This is a genomic window from Microcoleus sp. bin48.metabat.b7b8b9.023, assembly GCF_013299185.1.
GTDB lineage: Bacteria > Cyanobacteriota > Cyanobacteriia > Cyanobacteriales > Microcoleaceae > Microcoleus.
Genome location: NZ_JAAFKG010000001.1, coordinates 129,270 through 152,327 on the forward strand (window position 1 = coordinate 129,270; position 23,058 = coordinate 152,327).

The 23,058-nt window shown below is 47.0% G+C and carries 15 protein-coding genes; 6 read left to right on the top strand and 9 right to left on the bottom strand.

Annotated features, from left to right (window positions below):
• Positions 1-104: 104 nt before the first annotated feature.
• Entirely contained in the window at positions 105-6,296 is a 6,192-nt protein-coding gene (locus tag QZW82_RS00630; protein ID WP_293142852.1) for a PAS domain S-box protein, read from the bottom strand.
• A 76-nt stretch (positions 6,297-6,372) separates the two neighbouring features.
• Here QZW82_RS00630 and QZW82_RS00635 point away from each other — a divergent pair, with 76 nt between their 5' ends.
• On the top strand, positions 6,373-6,555 hold the full coding sequence (locus QZW82_RS00635; RefSeq protein ID WP_293142855.1) for a hypothetical protein: 183 nt from the start codon (positions 6,373-6,375) through the stop codon (positions 6,553-6,555).
• On the opposite strand, the gene QZW82_RS00640 is transcribed toward QZW82_RS00635, so the two are convergent.
• From QZW82_RS00640 to QZW82_RS00660, 5 genes are all read right to left on the bottom strand, one after another.
• Complete coding sequence (locus tag QZW82_RS00640) at positions 6,509-7,009, bottom strand: chemotaxis protein CheW (RefSeq protein ID WP_293142860.1); 501 nt, start codon at positions 7,007-7,009, stop codon at positions 6,509-6,511. The genes QZW82_RS00635 and QZW82_RS00640 overlap by 47 nt on opposite strands.
• A 449-nt stretch (positions 7,010-7,458) precedes the next feature.
• On the bottom strand, positions 7,459-7,824 hold the full coding sequence (locus QZW82_RS00645; RefSeq protein ID WP_293142863.1) for a response regulator: 366 nt from the start codon (positions 7,822-7,824) through the stop codon (positions 7,459-7,461).
• Positions 7,809-7,946: a hypothetical protein gene (locus tag QZW82_RS00650; protein WP_293142866.1), complete on the bottom strand. Its 138-nt coding sequence runs from the start codon at positions 7,944-7,946 to the stop codon at positions 7,809-7,811. The genes QZW82_RS00645 and QZW82_RS00650 overlap by 16 nt, the downstream gene beginning before the upstream one ends.
• A 220-nt stretch (positions 7,947-8,166) precedes the next feature.
• Positions 8,167-10,545 carry an amylo-alpha-1,6-glucosidase gene (locus QZW82_RS00655; RefSeq protein ID WP_293142869.1) on the bottom strand — a complete coding sequence of 793 codons (2,379 nt, stop codon included), beginning with the start codon at positions 10,543-10,545 and terminating at the stop codon, positions 8,167-8,169.
• A 547-nt stretch (positions 10,546-11,092) separates the two neighbouring features.
• A complete protein-coding gene (locus tag QZW82_RS00660; protein ID WP_293142872.1) occupies positions 11,093-12,178 on the bottom strand; it encodes a glycosyltransferase family 4 protein in 1,086 nt (361 codons plus the stop codon).
• A 728-nt stretch (positions 12,179-12,906) separates the two neighbouring features.
• Between QZW82_RS00660 and QZW82_RS00665 the strand changes: the two genes are divergently transcribed.
• The 4 genes from QZW82_RS00665 to QZW82_RS00680 all read left to right on the top strand — a co-directional run bounded on the left by QZW82_RS00665 (position 12,907) and on the right by QZW82_RS00680 (position 16,582).
• Positions 12,907-14,358, top strand: coding sequence for an EH signature domain-containing protein (locus QZW82_RS00665; protein WP_293142875.1), 1,452 nt, complete (start codon positions 12,907-12,909; stop codon positions 14,356-14,358).
• Positions 14,359-14,566: 208 nt separating this feature from the next.
• A complete protein-coding gene (locus QZW82_RS00670) occupies positions 14,567-14,755 on the top strand; it encodes a hypothetical protein (protein WP_293142878.1) in 189 nt (62 codons plus the stop codon).
• Positions 14,725-15,459, top strand: a complete 735-nt coding sequence (locus QZW82_RS00675; protein ID WP_293142881.1) for a phosphoadenylyl-sulfate reductase — start codon at positions 14,725-14,727, stop codon at positions 15,457-15,459. The genes QZW82_RS00670 and QZW82_RS00675 overlap by 31 nt, the downstream gene beginning before the upstream one ends.
• A 235-nt stretch (positions 15,460-15,694) precedes the next feature.
• Positions 15,695-16,582, top strand: coding sequence for a class II fructose-bisphosphate aldolase (locus QZW82_RS00680; RefSeq protein ID WP_293142884.1), 888 nt, complete (start codon positions 15,695-15,697; stop codon positions 16,580-16,582).
• A 402-nt stretch (positions 16,583-16,984) separates the two neighbouring features.
• On the opposite strand, the gene QZW82_RS00685 is transcribed toward QZW82_RS00680, so the two are convergent.
• Positions 16,985-17,842 carry a Uma2 family endonuclease gene (locus QZW82_RS00685; protein WP_293142887.1) on the bottom strand — a complete coding sequence of 286 codons (858 nt, stop codon included), beginning with the start codon at positions 17,840-17,842 and terminating at the stop codon, positions 16,985-16,987.
• Positions 17,843-18,147: 305 nt separating this feature from the next.
• Here QZW82_RS00685 and QZW82_RS00690 point away from each other — a divergent pair, with 305 nt between their 5' ends.
• A complete protein-coding gene (locus QZW82_RS00690) occupies positions 18,148-20,352 on the top strand; it encodes a Tex family protein (RefSeq protein WP_293142890.1) in 2,205 nt (734 codons plus the stop codon).
• Between the two features lie 112 nt (positions 20,353-20,464).
• Here QZW82_RS00690 and QZW82_RS00695 read toward each other — a convergent pair whose 3' ends face one another.
• Complete coding sequence (locus QZW82_RS00695; protein WP_293142893.1) at positions 20,465-21,583, bottom strand: GDSL-type esterase/lipase family protein; 1,119 nt, start codon at positions 21,581-21,583, stop codon at positions 20,465-20,467.
• Positions 21,584-21,598: 15 nt separating this feature from the next.
• Entirely contained in the window at positions 21,599-22,978 is a 1,380-nt protein-coding gene (locus QZW82_RS00700) for an MBOAT family O-acyltransferase (protein WP_293142896.1), read from the bottom strand.
• Positions 22,979-23,058 lie beyond the last annotated feature (80 nt).

Genomic DNA, 23,058 nt, shown 5'->3' on the forward strand with positions numbered 1-23,058 from the left:
ATTTTAACTTGCTCGTCAACCATAATAAGATTGGTTTGTAGTGAGGACTTTAGTCCGCATCTAAGAAAAGACTAAAGTCCTCACTACAAACCTTTGACTAATAACTAACTCCTAAAATTCGCCACAGACTTTTGCAATTTGCTGACAGAACCAGATAAATCATCAAGCGATGCTTTGACATCCGAACCTTTTTGGGCAGTTGTATTAGCAATCTCATTGACTTGCTGCATACTGTTAGAAATTTCCTCAGCCGAAACAGTTTGTTTAGCCGAAGCGCGAGTAATATTCTGCACCAAAGCATTCATTTCTCGACTGACTTCGATGATGGCATTCAGGTGAGTTTTAGCTTCGCTGGCTAGTTTAGTACCTTCCACTACCTCCAGCGTCCCCGATTCCATTGCCTTCATCACGCGGCTGATTTCTTCTTGAATTGTACCGACAATTTCCGAGATTTCCTCAGTCGCGCCGGCCGATCGCTCTGCCAACTTCCGCACCTCTTCGGCGACAACCGCAAAACCTAAACCTTGTTCGCCGGCTCTGGCTGCTTCAATCGTAGCATTCAGGGCTAACAAGTTGGTTTGGGAAGCCAGTTGAGAAATCGAAGTAACAATTTTGCCGATTTGTTGCGAAGATTCGCCCAAACGCTTCATCATTTTTGAGGTAGAGGCGATCGTCAACCGGAGCTCGTTAATGCCTTCGACAGCGCGATCGACCGCCATACCGCCGACTTCTGCGGTGTGAGAAGACTGCTGGGCGACGGTTTCGGCGCGCACCGAAACATCTCGCACGTCGCGGATCGAATTCACGATTCGCTCGATTTCCCGCATGATTGCAGATATTTTTTCTGCTTGAACTTCCGCCTGTTGAGTGAGTTCGCTGGTATTGTTAATTGACTCGCCGGTGGCAGATGTTACCTGTTCTGCTAAAGTTTGAATTCCCGTTACCACCTTCCGCAGAGAACCAATTAAAAAGTTAAAAGAGTCGGCGACAGCACCTAAAACGTCATTCGTTACTTCCGCCTTGACTGTCAAATCCCCTTGAGCTGCGCCTTTAATTTCTCCCAACAGTTTGAGAACTTGCTGCGTCATCGAATCAGCTTCGGCTTTGCGTTCGGCGGCCAATTTTTCCAGTCCTTCCTCTGCCTCTTTGCGCTCGGTAATGTCAAAGCGGATGGCGATATATTTGACTATGGTACCGCTAGTATCGAAGATAGGGGCGATCGTGGAATCTACCCAATAAAACGAGCCATCTTTGCGCCGATTTTTGATTTCCCCTTTCCACACCAAACCGCGAGAAATTGTCAGCCACATTTCGGAAAAAAATGCTTTGGGATGGTAGCCAGAATTGACAATGCGGTGGTCGCGGTGCAGCAGTTCTCCCATGCTGAAACCGGATATTTGGGTGAATCTTTCGTTAACGTAGGTAATTATGCCTTTGAGGTCAGTTTCGCTGACGATCGCAGCTTCATCAAGGGCATTTTGCCGCGTTTTGAGTTCTTGCAGCAAGCGTTCCTGTGCCTCGGCCAACTGCTGCATCTGCTGCTGCGATGCTTTTTCCTGGGTGACGTTGCGGCAAACGACTACACCACCTTTAATTGCTCCTGTTTCGTCTTTGAGCGGCCGGCCGTTAATTTTGACCCACAGGCCCTCAGGCTGGGCTGCGTGGCGGGTGAAAACATCTACATCGTCAACGGATTCTCCTCGAAGCGTGCGTACTAAAGGGATGTCGGCTGTGGGATAGGGAGTGACAGTATCGGGCAAAAATACACCGTATTTGGCCGACCACTCGTTGGGGAGAGTATCTGTGGAACCCGAGCCAAACATATTTGTAGCGGCGGGGTTGAACAACACAAAATTGCCATTGGCATCGGCAGCAACCACGCCGTCGCTAATGCTGTTAATTAGCAGTTGCAAGAGATTGCTTTGTCCTCTAAACTCTTCTTCGGAACGGGCTAATTGGGCTGTTGTTTCTTGCAGTTGAGTAATTGTTTGTTTGCTTTCGGTAATGTCGCGCGCAACTGCATACATGATCTTTTCTTCCATTAGCGGTCGCGATTTCCAGGAGAGCCATTTGTAGGAACCGTCTTTGCAGCGGTAGCGATTTTCAAAAGATATTGTTTCGGCACCGCCGGCTACTTTTGCCGTTTCTGCCAAGGTTTTTTCCACGTCTTCGGCATGGACAAAATCGATAAAAGATTGGTTTTGCAGTTCTTCTACTGTGTAGCCGAGGGTTGTTGCCCAAGCGGGATTGAGACGCTTGAAGTTGCCTTCAAAATCGGCTATGCACAGCAAGTCTAGGGACAGGGTGAAAAATCGATCGCGCTCTGCTTCGGCTTTTTTGCGATCGGTAATTTCGATCGCCACACCGCCAACACCGATCGGTTTCCCGTCCTCTCCGGCCAAAGGAAAGTAAGAAGCCAGCCAATCTCGGATTACGCCCGGTTGATTGACGGTTGTACCTGCAACCTCAATATTTAAAAGCGGCTGGTTGTTTGCCAAAACCCCCTGCAAAATCGGCTGTAGAGTATCGACCATTTCCGGTATCACTTCTGTGACGGTTTTGCCTAGGTGCTCGGCAACTGAGGGCCCTGTAGTTTCTGCCAAACTTTCGTTGACTTGCACGAACCGCAACTTGTCGTCAAAAATAAACATTGAGGCTGGGGACGCTGCGAAAAATGCGTCAAAGCGGGATTGACGCAAAACTAATTCTCGTTCTAAATTTTTGCGATCGGTAACTTCCAGAACGAAAGCACCGATACCAAGGGGTTTGCCGTCCTCTCCCGGCAAAGGAAAGTAAGAAGACAGCCAATCCCGCACCACATCTGGGTGGGCGGTGGTAGCGTGGGCGACTTCGAGATTTAAAATCGGTTCGTTGGTACTCAAAACCTGCTGGTACAGCGGGCCGAGCACCGGTGCCATTTCCGGTTCGGCTTCCCATAGGGTTTTGCCGATGTATGCTGAAGCAGGCTGACCTCCAAGTTCGGCAAGCTTTTCGTTGAACTGCATGAACCGCAGTTGGTCGTCGGTGATGAACATTCCCGCTGGTGCTGCGGCGAAAAAGGCATCAAAGCGAGCTTGACGCAAAGAAAGCTCTCGTTCTAGGGCTTTGCGATCGCTCAGATCCCGGCCTTCTGGAATTAATAGCACGACTTTGCCGCTCTCGTCTTTGATTGGTTTGAGGGAGAAGTCAACGGTTGCTACTGCACCGCCGACAACTAACAAGTCCGCTTCGTAGCGAACTACCTCGCCGGCGGCGGCTTTGGCGACAGCTTCTCGTACCTGTTGCTTGACTTCTGGGGAAATCTGCCACCACGGGGTTTCCCAAAACGGCTTGCCTACTACCTCTTCAATCCCCACCTCAGCGGCAAGGAGGGCTGTTTGGTTGATTTCCAAAACAGTACCGTCTGGCTCTAGCAGCCCCATGAATTGTAACGATTGGTCGAAAATGGCTCGGAACAGTCTTTCGCGATCGCGCAGCATTTCTTCTGCCCGTTTGCGATCGCTGATGTCGCGGGTAACTGTTGCCAACCCCATCGGCTCTCCTGTTTCTGGGTGTTTGACTGTAAATAGGCTGTAGTCAACGGGAATGCGATCGCCGGTGCGAAAGTGCTTCAACCGAAACTCGCCCCGCCAAGAGCCAGTCTCCATGACGCACGGCATAATTTCTGCTGTGAATTGCTGGAGGTCTTCGGGAAAAAAGAATTCCCCCGTATTCTTAGTTTTGAGTTCTTCTGGAGAGTTGAGTCCCACTAGCTTCGTGCCAGCGGGGTTCAGGTAAAATGGCTCTCCCTCCATTGTTGCCATCCCGATAAAATCCGAGCTACTTTCGACGATCGATCTCAATCTTTGATTTTCGATTTCGGCTTGCTTGCGCCCTGTAATGTCATTGTTAGTTTCTAAAATTGCCTTAGGTTTTCCCTGTTCGTCTCGCTGCAAATTCCAGCGGCTGAATACGGTAATTTTGGTGTGGTATTTGGTGGTGTGAATCAGTTCTCCTTCCCAATAATCCCGCTCTGCTAACTGTGCCGATATTATTTCTAAAGGCTGGGGGAAGATGGTGTGAAACAGATTGTGGGTGAGTTGACCCAAAGCTTCTTGTTTCGTGAAACCGTACATTCTCTGGGCGCCTTGGTTCCAATAATTAATCGTGCCGTCAATGTCCCGAACAATCAAAGCATCGCTGGCAAGGTCGAGCATTTGCAAGTTCTGCTGCAAGGCTTGTTCCGTGCGCTTGCGTTCTGTGATGTTGCGGGCGATCGTTGACATAAATTCAACTTCTCCGCTCTGGGATTTGTGGGCAATAATTACTTGGGAAACCGGTATTTCTTCGCCGTCTAAAGTCTGCCAAATTGTCTCGCCGCTCCACACCCCGTCCCGGCAAGCTGCGGGGATACCAACTTCCATCAGAGCGTCCATACTTTTGGGCGATGTTAGGTCAGAAATGCTAATTCCGGCTAAACCTGAGTCCTTGCCAACTCTCAACATTTCTCTGGCTGCGCGGTTGAGATAGATGGTGCGCTGTTGGGAGTCTGCCATGCCTACCCAGTCGGTGGTGGTTTCTAAAATTGCTTTGAGCCGCAATAGTTCTTGTTCGGATTCGCGCCGTTGTGTGATGTCGCGCGAGAAGCCGAGAACGCCTAGAATCTTGCCTTCTGCGTCTTTGAGGGGCGATTTTTGGGTGTCGAAGATGTGTACTTTGCCGTCTGCTAAGGAGGCAATGTCGTTGGGGTTATGGACTACCTGACCGTTGAGTACGGCTGTGTCATCAGCGCGCCAGCCTTTAACTTGTCTTTGAGGATCTGTTTGGGTATGGAAGTTGCCGAATATTTGCTCTGTGGGTACGTTGAGTTCTAGGTCATCTTTGCCTAGCATTTCTGCTTGGGTTTTGCCGAAGGCGGCGGCGAAACCTGCGTTGACTAGGCTGTAGCGGAAGTTTCGATCTTTGACGAAGATCAAGTCTGGGGTGGAGTCAATAACTGTTCGCAGCAAGTTTTGGGAGCTTTCAGCCTCGGCGAGTGTCTCCCGCAGTTGTTCTTCCATACGCACCCGGTTGGTGATTTCTCTAATGGCGCAAACGAGGACTTTGCTGCCGCCGGCATCTACAAAGGTAGATTTTTTGACCGACAGAAAACGGGTATTTCCGTCCGGTTCAGTAATGGTTTCTTGGGTTTCGCTGCTGGTGTTTGCCAAGAAAACTAATTGGTTTTTTTCTTCATATATGTCTGCTTGTTCTTTGGGCAAGAAGTCGCGGTAAGCTTTGCCAATTAGTTCCGATCTGCTGCGACCGATGTATTGACAAAAAGCATCATTTAATGCTAGCCAGCGGTGCTGTTCGTCTTTGACATAAATCGGGTCAGGGATGGTGTTGATGATGTTGTTTAAAAATTGTTCAGAGGCTTTTAATTGCTCTTGAACAGCGGTGCGATCGCGAACTTCCTGTTGCAATAGTGCGTTGGTTTGCTGAATCTGCTCGGTTCTGTCATTGACTCGCTGCTCTAGTTCTGCGGTTAGATGCTGCAATTGGGCTTCTGTCTGTTTGCGCGCTGTTATGTCGCGACCTTCGGCGAGGATTTGAAATACTTCTCCTGTTTCATTTAACAGGGGCTTAAATGATACGTCAATTACTGTCACCTGGTTGTTGGCTCCGGTGATTTCGTATTCTTCCCGCACAAACTTGCCGATCGAGACTTGTTTAATGTTGGTTTTGAGGCGCTGCTGGTTGGTTGGGGATGATGCCCACCAAGGTGTGTGCCAAAATTTTTGCCCCAGCACTTCTGATGGTTCCAAATCTCCCAATTGTAATGCTGTCTGATTTGCTTCGATCAGAGTGCCGTCTGGGTTCAATAATGCGATCAGTTGAAAAGCTTGGTCGAAGATTGCCTGAAATCGCTGGGTTGTTTCGCTGAGGGCTTGTTCTGTTTCTTTTTTAGCTTGCAGAATTTGGGTGGAACCTACTAATAAGCTGTAGCGGTTGGACAGACTCAAAAAGGCGATCGCCGGAATGACAGTTATCCAATCCGATACAGTTTGCATTACCGGGGAGTGTGGCAATCCCAGGTATTCGGCTGCGTGGCCGCTGTGGCCGAAAGCGCAGCTCCAAAATATGAATGCTGTGACTGTGGCGAAGATGTCGAACCCGAATTGACGGTTTCGCCACAAACCTAAGCTGATTAGCGAGGCGATCGCAAAGTAACAGAAACAAATAATACAATTGGCAATCCCAGCTACCAGCGAAGTAGAGAAGTCAGGTAATGTCAGGGTGAATGTCGTGGCGATCGAACTATAGATAAAATTCATGATAAAATTAAGAATTGGTAAATTAAAGGCGATCGATTTTAGATTTTAGATTTTAGATTGACTCCATATTCTTCCTTTGTCAATTGTCAACTGCCTAAAAACCTCACTGTCAACTGTCAACTGTCAACTGTCAACTGCCAACTGTCAACTGCCAACTGCCAACTGTCAACTGCCAACTGTCAACTGTCAACTGTCAACTGTCAACTGTTTAATTACCAGCGTTCGGAATGGGCGATCGCCTCGACATCCACTATCATGAGTAAGCGTCCTTCGGAATTGTACAAACCTTTTAAGAAGGGAGCCAAGTCGGGACTGACATCTACTGCTGAGACAGTGCGATCGGGATTTAGAGACAAAACTCCTTCGACACGGGAGACAGCCAAGCCCATCCGCATTTTCGACAATCTCACATCTCGCGGATCGGGCGCTTCCACCACTAAGATGCGGCTGCTTGGGTGGTGGGTGTCAACCGGATCGAGCCCAGCAAACCGTCCGAAGTCTGCTGCTGCTAGGATTTCGCCCCGCAAGTTGGTTAATCCCAACAAAAATGGCAGGGTGTTGGGAACCGGGGAAATCGGTTGTTCGTTGAGGGAAAGAACTTCCCGCACTGCTTCTAACTCTACGCCAAAGAGACTGCCTCCTTGACCGAAAAGGAGAAATTGCTTTGTTCCAGTTGTCTGATTCCCCGCCGCCTGGGTAGCAGTTGTTTTCATTGCTGATTTTTTGTTTATAGTGTATCTTAGCAAATTAGGATTTTGCTTTGCCAGGAAAGCCGATCGCCCGGAAAGTTTTTCAGGAGCGGTTTTGCCACATCAAATGGTTAAATAAATAGCGGGCTGGGCAACAGGAAAGATTTCTCTGATTATATGTAGCACTTTTAAGAAATTTAGAAACCCTGTTTGTTGAAAAAAACGGGGTTTCTTGCTATGATATTTTGTAAAAGCTACTGAACACTTGATATAGCACAAAAGAGTGTGAGTGAGGTCAATGACGATTATCAATTCCCTCACTATTAGGAGAAGGGCTATATAGCCTCGATCGGATAGATGAGGTATGACTGTAAATGGAGTTGTTAGGCGCATACCTTGCTATATAACAAATCTTTAGAGGGCTAAAGCCCAACAACATACCTTATCTTTCTGAGAAGCGCTATATATTTTGTTTATGCCCAAAGCAGTCGCTGCACGATGTTGACGAGTTGCTGAGGCTCAAATGGTTTGCTGACGTAAGCATCGGCGCCTAAATCGGTTCCCCAAGCTTTATCGATATCAGTGTTTTTATGAGTACAAAATACTACTGGTAAGTGTGCAGTGGCGCGATCGCCCCGCAATTCTCTGATCACTTCAAATCCGTTCATTCGCGGCATCACTACGTCTAAAACCACGAGATCCGGCGGCACTTCTCGGATCAGGGCGATCGCTTCTTCGCCGTCACCAGCCCGGAACACCTGCATTCCGGCATCTTGCAGAATGCGACAGATGATTTCTAGTTCGCTGGGAACATCGTCCACTACTAAAATTTTTGACATAATTTCACACTTTTTTGCCGTTGACGGCGGACTATTGAGGATTCAGAAGCTGCTGGCGCGATGGCTTTCACCCAGCGAAAGCTACGGCTGTTTAACTTCACCGCACTAACGAATAAATTCATCCACTTCTAAATACAATATAGCCGGTCACATTGCCCAAGGGAAGAAAAAAGAAGGAAGCAGAAACAGGAAAAAAGGAAGAATCAGCCAGAATTAGCGAGAATCAGCCAGAAAGAAGAAGTCTGATGAAGTTGGAAGACAAAAAAGCTATCCCTATCTCCGTGACTTCGGTGTCGCGAACAAAGGGAATTGGTAATTACTAATTCCCTTTGCTTGCGACATTTAAGCTTCGATAATTACTCGCAGATTGCCGCGCTTTTTCATCACCCGACAAGCGGTGGACGCACCGGAGCGCTCAAATTCTAAATCGAGCAAAGTTGAGCCAATTTTTAAGTTATTTAGAGATAGTTTGTTAATCGATTCGGGCAAAGCCGGATCGATAATTCGCAGTTGGTTGTTAGGGGCATCGGGAACTAAATTTAACATCATTTGCAAGAGTTGAAAAATGCTGCCGGTTGCCCAAGCTTGGGGCGAGCAAGCTACAGGATACTGCACGGGGCGATCGCTCTCGCTGTTGCGCTCGTAGCCGCAAAAAAGTTCGGGGGGACGCTCGTAGGGTTGCAGCAATGTCATGTCAAATAAGCCTTGAGCTACTTCTAGGGCTTGTTCGACGCGGCCGAGCGATCGCAATCCCATCGCTGTCAAAGTGTTGTCGTGGGGCCAGACGGAGCCTGTGTGGTAGCCGATGGGATTGTAGGCGGGAGATAAGGAGGATAGGGTGCGAATTCCCCAACCGCTAAACATATCTGGGGCTTGCAATCTTTCTGCTACGCTGCGAGCTTTTTCTCGGGACAAAATGCCGAGGTGCAAACAGTGTCCCGGATTTGATGAAATGCTGTCTACAGGTTTGCCTTGGCCGTCTAATGCTAGGGCGCAATAATCTAAATCTTCGATCCAAAAATCGCGGTTGAATCGGGTTTTTAGGTCTCTTGCTTCTTCTAGCCAGCGATCGCATAAATCGATGCGTTTCTTGATGCGGGCAATCTCTGCCAGCCTGGTTTTGGCAGCGTAAACGTAGGCTTGGACTTCGCAAAGGGCGATCGCTCCTTCTGCGATGACACCCGATCGGTTGACGATGCAATCTCCCGAGTCTTTCCAGCCTTGATTTGCTAAGCCGCGCTGGGATTTTTTGTAATAGCTGAGGTAGCCTGTGGCGGCACATTTGCGATCGATCCATTCCATCGCTGCCAAGGCATTTGGCCACAAAAGGTCTAAAGTTTTGCTGTCGTAAGTCCAGGCATAATATTCAGCGTAAAGCATCAACCACAGCGGCGTTGCATCGACAGTTCCGTAATAGGGAGTGTGGGGTATTTCCTGACAGCGAGCCATTTCTCCCATGCGAATTTCGTGCAAGATTTTGCCCGGTTCTTCGTCGCGCCAATCGTCGTCATTTTTGCCTTGATAGTGAGCTAAAGTTGTTAGGGTTTCTCTGGCTAAAGTTGGATCGAGAATTAAGATTTGAGCAGCGGCGATGATGGAGTCGCGCCCGAATAATGTTGAGAACCAGGGAACTCCGGCTGAAATTGCTTTGCCTTTGCCAAAGGTTTGTCGTAGGGAATAAATGTCTTGTTCGGCGCGTTTTAGGAGTCGATTAAAGGTGTTTTTATCTGACTTAATTCGGGTAATTTCGCTCAGCCATTCTCGCTCTTCTAAAAGTTCCGCTGCTTTGGCTTGAACTAGGTTTACGGGAGTGGTAACTTGGGAGATCGATTTGCCGTCGATCAGCATTTTGAGCCGATATCCCAATTTGATTGCTTCGTGGGATTTTAGGGAGATGCGCCATACTGCTGTATTCCCCTGAAACAGTGATGGTGGCTGGTTGTAAAACTCGATCCGAGATTCCATTACTAAGCCGTCTAAACCTTGGTAGGCAAGGGTTAAATCTTGTTGAAGATCGCAGAAAGGATATGGGGCGATCGCTCGATCGCCGATCGGGTTTTTTGCTGATTCTTGAATTGGCACATTTGGGTTTTCTACTGCCGGATTTTCACCGTGGCTATTGCCGTTTGCAGCGTCAGGAAAAGCTGCTTTGCCTGCAAATTCGCTGGGGGATGCTCCGTCGGTTTTTTGGGGCACCAGGCGCAGGAGTTTCCCGCGCTGGGAGCGGCCGTAACCCCGGACTTCAAATAAGTCTAAGAAATCTGAGCTGAAGCTGAGACTTATTTCAAAGCTGACTGGTTTTGTGGTGAAGTTGGTGATTTCTATTTCTTCAAACAAACCGCCGTTGAGCACCATTTCTCGCCTGATGCCGATGGTTTCGGCGCCGATGCGCTCGTCAATGCGGGGATTGGAGCACAAAACTGTTTGCAGGTAGCCTTTTTCGGCGTTGCTGCTGAGCAAAATTGGCGATCGCCCTTCTATTTGCAATTCTAGGCGGCTGAGGAAGCGCGTGTCGTGGCAAAACAACCCAAAGCTAGACACGTTGTCGTCTTCTAAGCAGCCTGAGATGTTGCCGAGGGTGTCAGTAATCAGGAATAAATCATCGTCTTTGAGGGTGAGTGTTGGTTGAGGTCGATCGGCGATCGCGCAAGGCCACTCGGTTACGGGTAATTCCGCAGCGGCGACAAATGTTTTTCCTTCTAGTTCATAGGTATCGGTCATTTTTACAAAAAGTGGATTCCCAGCTTTCAAAAGTTTAATTTTCTTGAGCTTTTGACTCTTGACTTTTTGGCATTAAATTTTGAGGCGAAGCACCCTAATGTAATGCTTCACTATTCTTATACTACCATTTTTATCCCCTCCTGCTAACTAATAGTTAGGTTGATAAAATAAAATCAACTTTTCTTAAAATAGAAAATATAAGTGATATCAATTTTGGCTGCATTGAAATTATAGCAAAGTCGGAGACGGCAGTCTCGTCTCCCTACAATAAATCACGCGGGATTGATATTCTTCCTTCTGCCATCCCACAGCTAAAACGATAACATTCGTCACACAGAAATAGAATATTTTCGTAAAAAGACCCGTGAATTGAGTATTGTGCGTAAATTTTGGATTTGTCAACCGTGGGTTTAATTTGTCCTCACCGAATAGCCGGGTTTGAAGCCTTTACTCAGGTCGGCAGATTGTGATAAGAACGGAGTTTAAATCTCCGTTCTTATCACTTCGCTGTCAACTGTCAACTGTCAACTGTCAACTGTTTAAGCAGCTATCTGCTACGCAGTTCAAATTCTGTCAAATGATGCGCGTGACCATTTTGAGAAAATCGCTCTTTTAAAATTTGTCGGTAAACTGCTTCATAGCCATCGACCATTGTTTTAACGCTGAAGCGATCGATCGCGTGTTGGCGACAAGCGCTGCGATCGAGTTGTCGGGCGGGTTCGATGGCGGCGATACATTCTGCCACGCTTTCGCACAGAAAACCAGTTTTTTCGTGAACAATAACTTCGGAAGTCGAGCCTAATTTCATGGCAATTACGGGCGTTCCCGTTGCCATGGACTCAATCATGACTAACCCGAAAGGTTCGCGCCAAGTAATCGGAAATAATGTGGCGACTGCACCGCCCATCAGCACGCTTTTTTGAGCGTGGTTAGCTTCGCCTAAATATTCTATTTGCTCGCCGTCAATGTGCGGCTTAATTTCTTGCTCGAAATATTCGCGATCGACAGTATCAATTTTGCCTGCTATCTTTAAATGCCAACCGGAAGCCTTAGCAATTTCTATGGCTAAATGAGTACCTTTTTCCGGCGAAATGCGACCTAGAAAAGCTAAATAAGGAGGATTTTCGGGCTGGGGGTGAAATTCGTAAGTCACCGGATCGATGCCGTTATAAACTGTGGCGACGTAGTTGAGATTTAATCTATCTTCCCGCTGAGAGTTAGAAATACTTAGATAGGGCTGAGTGCGGGCCAAGCTAAACATCTTTTCGTTGTCTGGGGTAAAAATGCCGTGGAGGGTGTGAACTGTGGGCGTTTTTACTAAGTGCGAGTAAGACAAAGCTGTGCAGCCTACGTGGGAATGAATGATATCAAATTCTCCGGCTTTTCCATATACTTTGCTCAGTTGCATCATATCGTAAATGCCGTATTCTTTAACGGTGGGATCGAGACGCAGCGCTCTGGGGTGAACTGATTCTAAAGTAGCAGAAGTAATTGAATCGCCGGAGGCAAATAAGGTGACTTCATGTCCCCTTCTGACTAATTCTTCGGTCAAGAGGCTGACCACCAGTTCAATTCCTCCGTAAGCTGGGGGCGGAACTCGCTCGAACAGGGGGGCAATTTGGGCAATTCTCATCACAAACCTTCTAATTTTATTTACTGTAAAATTTCCTACGCGATTGAGGATTGTTACACTAGGTAGTGTTAGCAACTTCTCTTAACTTTTAAGTTACTGTCGCGCACAATTAAATTTAATAACAATTTACAAATTTAGTCTATGCTACCTGAGAGGGAGATTGTCAGCCAAGCCGATCCTCTTCGAGGGCTTCGCTAACGCACTTTTGTGCTTCTTTTTTGAGTTTACAGGGCTACTGCGCCACGGAAAAGCTAGCTTGACTTCTGCCGAAAGAGAGAATAACGCCCAACGCCAGCTCGTTTTTCCAGTCGTACCTTCCCTTAATATCGAAAATTGTGTAAAATATTGCAATCACAGAAATGACGCGCGGGCGAGCCAATCAACGGGGTTTTCAATTGCGATCGATCGCGCACTTGCAAGAGATTTCTTTACAATAGTTGGTTGGCAGTTGACAGTTGTAGGGGCCGTGGATGGTGCGGGCACGCCCTCTTTCAGTTGTAGGGTGCCTCGCCACCAAGCATCACAAATAAAAATCGACTATCGATGAGCGACGCACCTTACTTACAGTTGAAAGTTGACAGCGACTTCTACATGGAAGGAAGAAGATTGGATTGATAGATCGCCTTCTTTGAATTTATCCCACTCAGGGAGAGGCTTTAAACCAATTCTTTCCGATCAAAAATTGCATAATGGCTAGTGCAGCAACTTTATAGGAACAAATTATAAATATGAGCGTTCAGTTTCGCCAAATTCAACTACCGGAAAATCCCACCCAGCCACTGCCAGAAAAAACAAAAACTGCGGGAAGCTTTGCACAGAAAAGCAAGCCAAATATTAGCGAAGTGAAAGCAGGTATTTTGCGAGGGATGGCAGAAATTATAGCAGATATTGAGGGCGATCGAGCTGACAGTATTACTCCTCTAGAATGGACTTATTGTCTCTGGGCTAAATCTCAATGGGATCTGAAAAATCCCGATCGCACTAGAGAAGTATCTCAAGCTATTTGGCTGGTAGCTCAGAACAACGTGCGCCTGAAACAGCAGTTGTTGTGGCGTTTGGCGCTGCATTACAGCCACCAGTTAGAAAATCCTGTTTCTAGCAATGCTCCCGCCCTCGATCGAGCTTTGGTAGAGTGCTTTGCCGACTTTGCTAATACAGCGACTGGTACCGATGCTTTGCCAGTACAAATCATTAAAATACTGACCCGCGATTTACCAGATTACGAGCTAGCAAAACTGAGTTGGCAATACCTAAAAACCCCCGTAGAACTATTAGGAAAAGCTCAGTTACCCGCAAGTATCCCCGTAGTCGATCGCGCCGGGCCACATCTTGCTGGAATTTTTGCCAAAAATCAGGTTGCCGATTTGTCGGGTGTAGAATGGCTGCTCAGGTGCTTGAAGGAAATGCCACCAGCGCCGCAACTTGCAGCAGTTGAAGAGTTGTTAGTTAAAATTTCGAGCGATATTCTCAAAAATCAACGGCCGAAATTGGTGGAGTGGGTGCGAGATGAATATTATCCGAAATTGCAGTTACTTTCGACTCCCGCCCAAGAGTCGCTGAGGCGATGGATTGGCGGACTAAATTACAGTTATTTCCAGAAAACAATTGATTTGGTGGCGCGGATGCTGCGGCTGTCTGATGTGGAAATTAAGCAGTTGGAGGAGCGCCGGGATTTTTGGGCCAATTATACTGATCGCCTGCTGCGGGTGCGCTTGCTGTTGCCGCAGTCGTCTGTGAGCGCGATCGGCTACCAGTTGCCGTTTGATGTGGATATCTTACCGGAAGACGGCGCTCCTCCAACGGAAGTTTGCATTTTTCAGTTGGAGGGCTATTGCGCGATCGAGTTTTTCCGGGGTACAGGCGCCGAAATTCGCTTGATTAAGCGTACCAAAGAGAGCGATCGGCTGTTGTTTGTCAAAAAAGAACTGTCTGTTAAGCGCATCAGAAAACTAGGCGGTGAAGTGCACGATCGCGTTTTCATGTGGCAAAGTTCTTGCGAAAAGTGGCTGAAACAGAAAAAAATCATGCCCAATGAGGGGACTAAATCTTTTCAGGGAATGTCGCAGTATTACGGCAAATATGATTCTACAAATGGCTTGAGAATCCCGGAACCTCAGGAACAAAAAGAGCGGGAAGTTTTATTGAAAAAGTGGCAGAAAGAAATGGAATCTTTGTCATAATGATTGCGACTAATCAGTTTGTAGTGAGGACTTTAGTCCGCAAAAATTCATGCGGACTAAAGTCCTCACTACAAACCTGTCCGCAAAAATTCATGCGGACTAAAGTCCTCACTACAAACCTGTTTTATAGTGGTAGATCGAGCGGAGGTGATATCAGTGCTCATTGACGGCGCGATAGTGATATTTTCCCCGGTATAAGAGTTTTGGCTTGACCGAAATTACGACAAACGGGCGATCGCCATCCTCGATCCCGATCGCACAGCCGAAAAGACTGTCGCAAGATGCAGTAAAATTAATCCGTGAGATAGATACTGCGATCGGCTATAATCAAGAGTTAGAAAAAAAGAACACCGATCGCGCAAAAATATGGTTGCCACTCAGAAGAATCTCAACATAGCCGCCCTGGAAGCAGAATACAGTCAAAAAACACCGCGAGAAATTCTCAAATTTGCCCTAGACAATTTTGACAATATTTCAATCTCTTTCAGCGGTGCCGAAGATGTAGTTCTGATCGACATGGCATCAAAAATTACCAAAAACTTCCGCGTTTTCACCCTAGACACGGGACGGTTGCACTCAGAAACCTATGAGTTTCTGGAGCGAGTTAGAAAACATTACGGCATTAAATTAGAAGTAATGTTTCCCGATGCAGCAGAAGTACAAGCCCTAGTAGATGAAAAGGGATTGTTTAGTTTTTATGAAGACGGCCACAAAGAATGCTGTGGCGTGCGGAAAGTCAAGCCGCTTCGCCGCAAATTGAATACTCTTGATGCTTGGATTACCGGTCAGCGCAAAGACCAAAGTCCCAGTACCCGCAACGGTATTCCGGTGATTGAAGCTGACGGTGCTTTTTCAACTCCAGACCATGAATTAATTAAATTCAACCCCTTAGCAAACTGGTCTTCGGCAGAGGTTTGGGATTATATTCGCGCTTTGGAAGTGCCTTACAACAAGTTGCACGAACGCGGTTTTGTCAGCATTGGTTGCGAACCTTGTACGAAACCAGTATTGCCAAACCAACTCGAACGCGAAGGTCGTTGGTGGTGGGAAGAATCGACGATGAAAGAGTGCGGTTTGCACGCTGGTAATACACAAAAATAGTTGATAGCGTTAATCAGTTGACAGTTGACAGTTAACTAATGACTGATGACTAATGACTGATGACTAATGATATCGTGTCCGGTCGATTGACCGCGATAATATCGGTTCGTAGTGCGGACTTCAGTCCGCAGCATATTGCGGACTGAAGTCCGCACTACGAACCTTTTTTTGTTATAGTAATCGACCGGACATGATATGACAACTGACAACTGACAAGTTTTTAAGCCAGGTACTTATGCTCGCCTCAACTAGCGAATTGCTGAACACAGCCCGGAGAAATGCTTACGCGATCGGCGCTTTTAACGTGTACAATCTCGAAGGAGTAAAAGCCGTCATCGATGCCGCCGAAGCGCTGCAAAGTCCTGCGATGTTGCAACTTCATCCCAGCGCTCTCAAATACGGAAAATCGCCTTTAGTCGCGCTTTGCATGGAAGCAGCGCGCAAGTCTGTAGTGCCGATCGCAGTACACTTAGATCACAGCACCTCAGAAAAAGACATTCACCTCGCCCTCGCCGCCGGTATCAAGTCCATCATGGCTGACGGTTCTCCTTTGTCTTACGAACAAAACTTAATCTTTACTCGCGAAATGACTGAGTTATCCCACGCTAACGGTGCGGTAGTTGAAGCGGAAATCGGCAGAATTAGCGGCACGGAGGACGGTTTGACAATTGAAGAAAAAGCGGCAAAGATGACCGATCCGGTGGAAGCTGTAGAGTTTATTGCAGCAACTAAGGTGGATTTTTTGGCGGTAACAATTGGCAACGTTCACGGTAAATATTTCAGCGAACCGAAACTCGATTTTCCGCGTTTGGCAAAAATCCGAGCTTCTGTTTCGGTGCCGTTAGTGCTGCACGGCGCTAGCGGTTTGCCGGAATCTATGATTAATCAATCTATTACATTAGGTGTGTCTAAGTTTAATGTAAATACGGAAGTTCGCGATGCTTATATGGAGGTGTTGAAAACTAGCAATTCTTTGTCAGATCCGGATTTGTTGGAAGTTATGGAAAAGGCGATCGCTGCTATGCGATCGGTGATTGCGGGCAAGTTGCAACTTTTCGGTTCTGCTGGTAAGGCTTATTTGCATCAGTCACCTTATGCGGAAGGATTTACGTTCAACAGTTGACAGTTGACAGTTGACAGTTGACAGTTTTAGATCGACCTCTACCTAGAAGGAATAGGATTAAAACAGTGAATAATTTTGTTTTATTACCCATAGAAGGAGGAGGCTTTAAACCCATTATTCTTGGTAAATTGTGTCAGCAATAAACAAGAAAATCGGGCGGTTGAAACCGCTAAGAGGGCTGAAGCCCAACAACGTACCTCATCTTTCTGAGAACCGCTATACGTTATTTTCTTCAGTCCACGGAGGTGGACTTTGTCTGTGTAGACGCGGTTTCAACCGCCGTCTTTTCTAACGGTTGAAAAACGGAGGTGGACTTTGTTTGTCTAGAGGCGGTTTCAACCTCTAAGAGGGCTGAAGCCCAACAACGTACCTTATCTTTCTGAGAAGCGCTATACGTTTTTTCTAACGGTTTAAAAATCGATCGGGATCGATGCCAGATTCCCGCAACCGCTGAATTAAAGACTGCAATTGAGCTTCCGCTGACTCGGCCCTAGATTCCGCTGAATCAGCGCGCTGCCGTTGCTGTTCCGCTTCAGTCAGAATCCAGTTGCCATCAACATCATACCAGCGCAACCACAGGCGATCGATTCCCTGAAACTCCCCTTGCCACAAACCCAAGCCCAAACCTAGATCCGGAATCCAGACTCGCGAGTCAGATAATTCTAATTCTTGATAGTGTCCGGCATTCAATGCAAACACTCGCAACCTGTTAGTATAGCGGCTGAAAACTGCATAAACAGGAACCCGCAAAATCTGCTCGTAAACCTCCCATTTACTGGGCGGTTTCTCATTTGTATCAGCCTGTAAAAGTTGCCCGTTACCCACATTATTCGGCTGAGTTGGCAACTTTTCCTCATCGATATTTGCACCTAAATCTTCTTTTTCCGTTCCCGGCGAAAGCAGTTCCACAATTACAAAAGGATTCACGCCTTCCTGCCAAGTGACGTAACTCATCCGCAGTTCGGATTGATTGTAAAGTCTCGGAACTCCCACCACTCCAAACCAATCCGGGCGCTTGTGCCACAGAGTGTGCTGCACGTCATAATACAGGTTCATGTCGGTGCCGCTAAATATCTCAGAAGCCTGATAATTCGGAGGGCGAAACGCCAGGGTTAACAACTGCGGCTGCAAATCGTGAAATTCGTCTGGCAAACCAGGTTCCTCCGGATCTTCGCTAGGTAAATCGTACATTGTCGGCAGCGTTTCTCTGGGCGATCGCGGCGGATCGCTTTGCGGCACTGGATATTTAAAAGGAAACATATAATATTGAGAAATGACTGCATTTATGCTAACATTATTTTAATACTGCTAGGGCGAGTAATAACACCTTTAAATATATAGGCTCGCGAGCTTTAAATATATAGGCTCGCGAGCGGGACGCTCGCACTCCTAGAAAACGATTTTTATAAAATCTGGATGCTCTCAGATTATCGGCTCGCTAGCGGATTCTCGCACTTATAAAAAACCATTTTTATAAAATCTGGATGCTCCCCTTTTCTGCGTCTATTCCGTGAAGTTAATCTCCAATCTAAAAGCTCAAATCGACTGACTCGAACTTCTGTACTATGCTCAACATTCCTCAACTGATTGCCCAAGAACTCTCCATCAACCTCTCTCAAGTCAACAATGCTCTGGAACTTTTCGCGGAGGGCGCAACTATTCCGTTTATTGCCCGCTACCGCAAAGAACGCACCGATTTGCTGAACGAAATTCAGTTGCGGGATATTTCCGATCGCTTCACCTATTTGACGGAAATTGAAGACCGCAAAAAGTCGATTTTAGAGACGATCGCCTCCCAGGGCAAACTTACGGCCGAATTGCAAGCCAAAATTGAGTCGTGCTTGCAAAAAAATGAACTCGAAGACCTTTATCTGCCTTACAAACCCAAGCGGCGGACGCGGGCGACGATTGCTAGAGAAAAAGGTTTAGAACCGCTGGCAATTTTTATTAAGTCTCTGAATTTGCCGACGGCGAAACCAGTCGATATCGAAGCGGAAGCCACTAAATATATTTCGGAAGAAAAGGGCGTGAAGACAACAGAAGAAGCTGTCAAAGGTGCTGGGGATATTTTGGCGGAGGCGGTTTCTGAAAAAGCTGAGTACCGAGCTTATTTGCGAGATTTCTTGATGAAAACTGGGGTTTTTGTCTCGAAAATTAAAGATGATTTCCCGGAAGGAACTACGAAATTTGAAATGTACCGCAATTACCAAATTGCAGCGAGAAATGTTCAGTCGCACAATATGTTGGCTTTGTTTCGCGGGGAAACGGAGGGGGTTTTAGATTTAGACTTAGCCTTTGATGAATCGGCGGTGATGGCTTATTTGGAATCTCAGGAAATTAGAACTAGGATACCTGAAGTTAAAGAGTTTTATCGATCGACCTTGAAGGACGCTTTCAACCGCCTGATGAAGACTTCGCTGATGACGGAAGTGCGATCGCACCACAAAGCCGAGGCTGATATCGAGTCCATCACCACCTTTGAAACCAACCTCCGCGAGTTGTTGCTGTCGGCGCCGGCGGGCATGAAACCCACACTGGCAATAGATCCGGGATTTCGCACGGGGTGCAAAGTTTCCGCCCTCGACGAAACCGGGCAGTTTTTGGAATATCAAGCCATTTTCCCCCACCAAGCCCCAGGTCAGAGACAACAAGCTGGTAAAATTGTCAAGCATTTGCTGGAAAAATATAAAATTGAATTAATCGCGATCGGCAACGGTACAGCTTCCCGCGAAACCGATGACTTTGTGTCGGAAGTTTTGGCAGATATGGACAAAAAACCGATTAAAGTTATGGTGAACGAATCCGGCGCATCGATTTATTCAGCGAGTGATGTGGCGATCGCCGAATTTCCCGATCTCGACATCACCGTCAGGGGTGCAGTCAGCATCGGTAGGCGCTTGCAAGATCCTTTAGCCGAACTTGTCAAAATTGACCCAAAATCAATCGGAGTCGGTCAATATCAACACGACGTTGACCAAAAACTGCTCAAAAAGAAACTCGACGAAACAGTCGAAAGCTGCGTTAACTATGTCGGAGTTGACTTAAACACAGCTTCCAAAGAACTGCTGACATTTGTGTCGGGAATGACAGCAACAGTTGCCAAAAATATCGTCAATTACCGCAACGAAAACGGCGCCTTTAAAAATCGCCGCCAACTGTTGAAAGTTCCCAAACTCGGGCCAAAAGCTTTTGAACAAGCAGCCGGATTTCTCCGCATTCGCGGCGGCGAAAACCCGTTAGACAATACAGCAGTTCATCCTGAAAGTTATCCTGTTGTCCAGGCGATCGCCAAAGATTTAAGTTTGCCGCTGACGGAAATAACACAAATATCGGCAAAAGTCAAGACAGTAGATATCAAGAAATATGTCACCGAGAAAGTCGGAGAACCGACACTCCGAGACATTATTTCCGAACTCGAAAAACCCGGAAGAGACCCGCGCGCCGAGTTTAAATATGCTACTTTCCAAGCCGGAATTAACGAAATCTCCGACTTGCTAGTTGGGATGGAATTGGAAGGCATCATCACGAATGTAGCTAACTTTGGAGCCTTTGTAGATGTGGGAGTGCACCAAGATGGTTTGGTTCATATTTCTCAATTAGCCGATCGCTTCGTGGACGATCCGAAACAGGTTGTGAAAGTCGGACAAGTTGTGAAAGTGCGGGTTTTGGAGGTGAATGAAAAGTTAAAGCGGGTGAGTTTGACGATGAAGCTGCAAGAAAAACCGCAACCGTCAAATAGCGCGAGGCTTCCGGCCCCGCGCCGGCGTTAAAACTAGCGATCGGTTAACCGCAAGAAGATTCGTTCGTAGTGCGGACTTCAGTCCGCTTTTAGGCTGCGGACTGAAGTCCGCACTACAAACCATTCAACACGACAGACAGATTTTATCGAGCTTTTTCAGATTTGCTAACGAGATCGAACAACCCTTCAGCAACAGCTTGATTGCCGTCTTTATCAAGGTGGATACTATCAAACTTAATATACATGGGAGCAGAACGACCTTCTTTTTTGGCAATTTGCGATCGACCCCGACGGACTGGTTCGGTACCATCGAGATAGGGTACACCGAGTGACTGACTAATTTCCCCAAGTCGCTTGCCCGCGTCGATAGTCAGCCGATTTTTTGGCACTCGCTGCTCGTTGTCAAAAAACCCGTCAAAAGCAATAAAGCGAGCAGGTAAGTAAACTACAACCAGCGATCGACCGTCAGCAGCAACGGAGTCTCGGAGTACGCTCAAATCTTCTTCAAACTGCTTCCAAACGCGATCGGGGAGATCTGGAGGTACATTAGCCTGCTTCCAGCCAGAGGCTACCGTTGCGCCCAAAGGAACTTCCGGGTTGATGTTGTTATTTGATAAACCTAGCAAGTACAAGCATTTTTGGGAGTTGATTCTCAGCCAGGAAGGAGAAGCTAAGACGTGAGTAACTTGTTTTAATCCGTTTTTCAAATTGTCCAGTTTGGATTGAGGGGCAGGCTCTAGATAGGGGTTTTTCGGCGCACCTTTGTCCTCGCGGCGAAACCACGTCATTGAGACCATGTTGTTGTCTACAGCCAGCACTACTATATCTGGTTTGTAGGCCGACCACTGGTTGCGATAAACATAGTTAATTTCTTTGACCGTATAACCTTCTATAGCGCTGTTGATATAGGTTGCTTTGGCACCATTTTTCTGAAAAACAGTTGCTAGTTGAGCTGGCCAAGTATCTTCTGCACCAATCCCAGTCCCAAATGTTGTTGAATCCCCCATCCCGAGGATTCGCACTTCGCCAGGGGGTTTCTGAACCGGCAGCAGGGGGCCGCGATTTCCCGCACTGCTCATCGCGATGGGACGACCTCCTGTAAATTGGCGATCGTAAACGTTATTTTTGTACTCAGGAGCAATAACTTGCAGCATTCCTTCCAATAATAAAGCTGCTAACAATAGCTTTGACAAGTCTGCGGTGGTGCGGCGAAATGCGGTTTTTATATGGGAAAGTGCTTGGTCATTAAATATTGGGAGCATAACTGATCGATCCGATTAGAACTGGAAGTAAATGAAATTTGAACTTGAGGCGCCGGCAAAGGTAAATATCAGCGCAATTGCGATCGTACAAACAATCCACTTGAGCAAATTTGGGTGCATCTGAGCCCAACTCATCCATCGTTGCTTCACATCCCCCCATTGAGCTAGCAAAACTAGCGCCAGGTAGAATATCGGGCGATAGTCAATAGGTATCCGGCCATCAGCAAAAGTCAATATCCGCTGAAATACCACACCCGCACTGTTCAAATCAGATGATGCAAAGAGTACCCAAGAAGTACAAATCACAAAAAAGGTCAACAGCCAGTGCAGGAAATAACTGGCTTTCGACTTAGGTGCAGAGGAGAGTCCAAACGCTCTTTCCATTGACAGCATTGCCCCTTGCAAACCTCCCCAAGCAACCCAGTTCCATCCAGCACCGTGCCAGAGCCCTCCCAGCAGCATCGTAATCATTAAGTTTCCATAGGTACGGAGTTGGCCCTGCCGGTTGCCACCCAGGGGAATGTAAAGATAGTCGCGCAGCCAATTTGACAGTGAAATGTGCCAGCGGCGCCAGAAATCAGTAATGCTGTAGGCCAGATAAGGCCTGTCAAAATTTTTCGGCAGTTCTATTCCGAATAGGCGGGCAGAACCGATCGCCATATCTGAATAACCAGAAAAGTCGCAGTAGACTTGAACTGTAAAGGCGAACGTAGCTAGTAACAACCCCAACCCGGAAACGCTCTGGGGCCCACTAAAAGCCTCACTGGTAATTGATGCCATCGGGTCAGCTATATAAACTTTTTTCAGCATCCCCCAGATGATTTGGGCAATGCCGCTGCGGATCTGAACCCAGTCTACCGCTGACTCGCAGGTCAACTGGGGCATGAGAACCTTCGCGCGGACGATCGGGCCAGCAACCAGATTAGGGAAGAAAATGACGTACAGTGCTAAGTCGAGAAATGACTTTTGAGCAGGTGTAACGCCCTTGTAGACATCGACTATGTAACCGATCGTCTGGAATGTGTAAAAAGAAATACCCAGAGGCAATAGTAGATTTAGTTTAGGCCAAGGATAAAATCCCAACAGGGAGTGTGCCGAAGCCGAAAAAAAGTTTGCGTATTTGAAAACGCAGAGAGTGCTTATAACTACAACCAGGAAAGCAATTAAGGCAGTAGTTCTATCTCTATTTTTAGTTGATGACTCTATGATGCGAGCTGTTATATAAGCTAGCAGGGTATATAAAACCATTAGGAGTGAGTAAGGTACGCTCCACACCCAATAAAAGCAGTAGCTAGCCAATAACAAAAACCAACGTCGGTATTGCGGTGTCAGCAAGTAATAGACATACACCACCACCACCAAAAAGACCAAAAATAATGTGGAGTTAAACAGCATCTTTTGAAATCTGAAATTTTAGCGATCGCTAAGTGAATCGTATCTATAGAGATAGCAGTTGTCAACAATCGGAACATTTA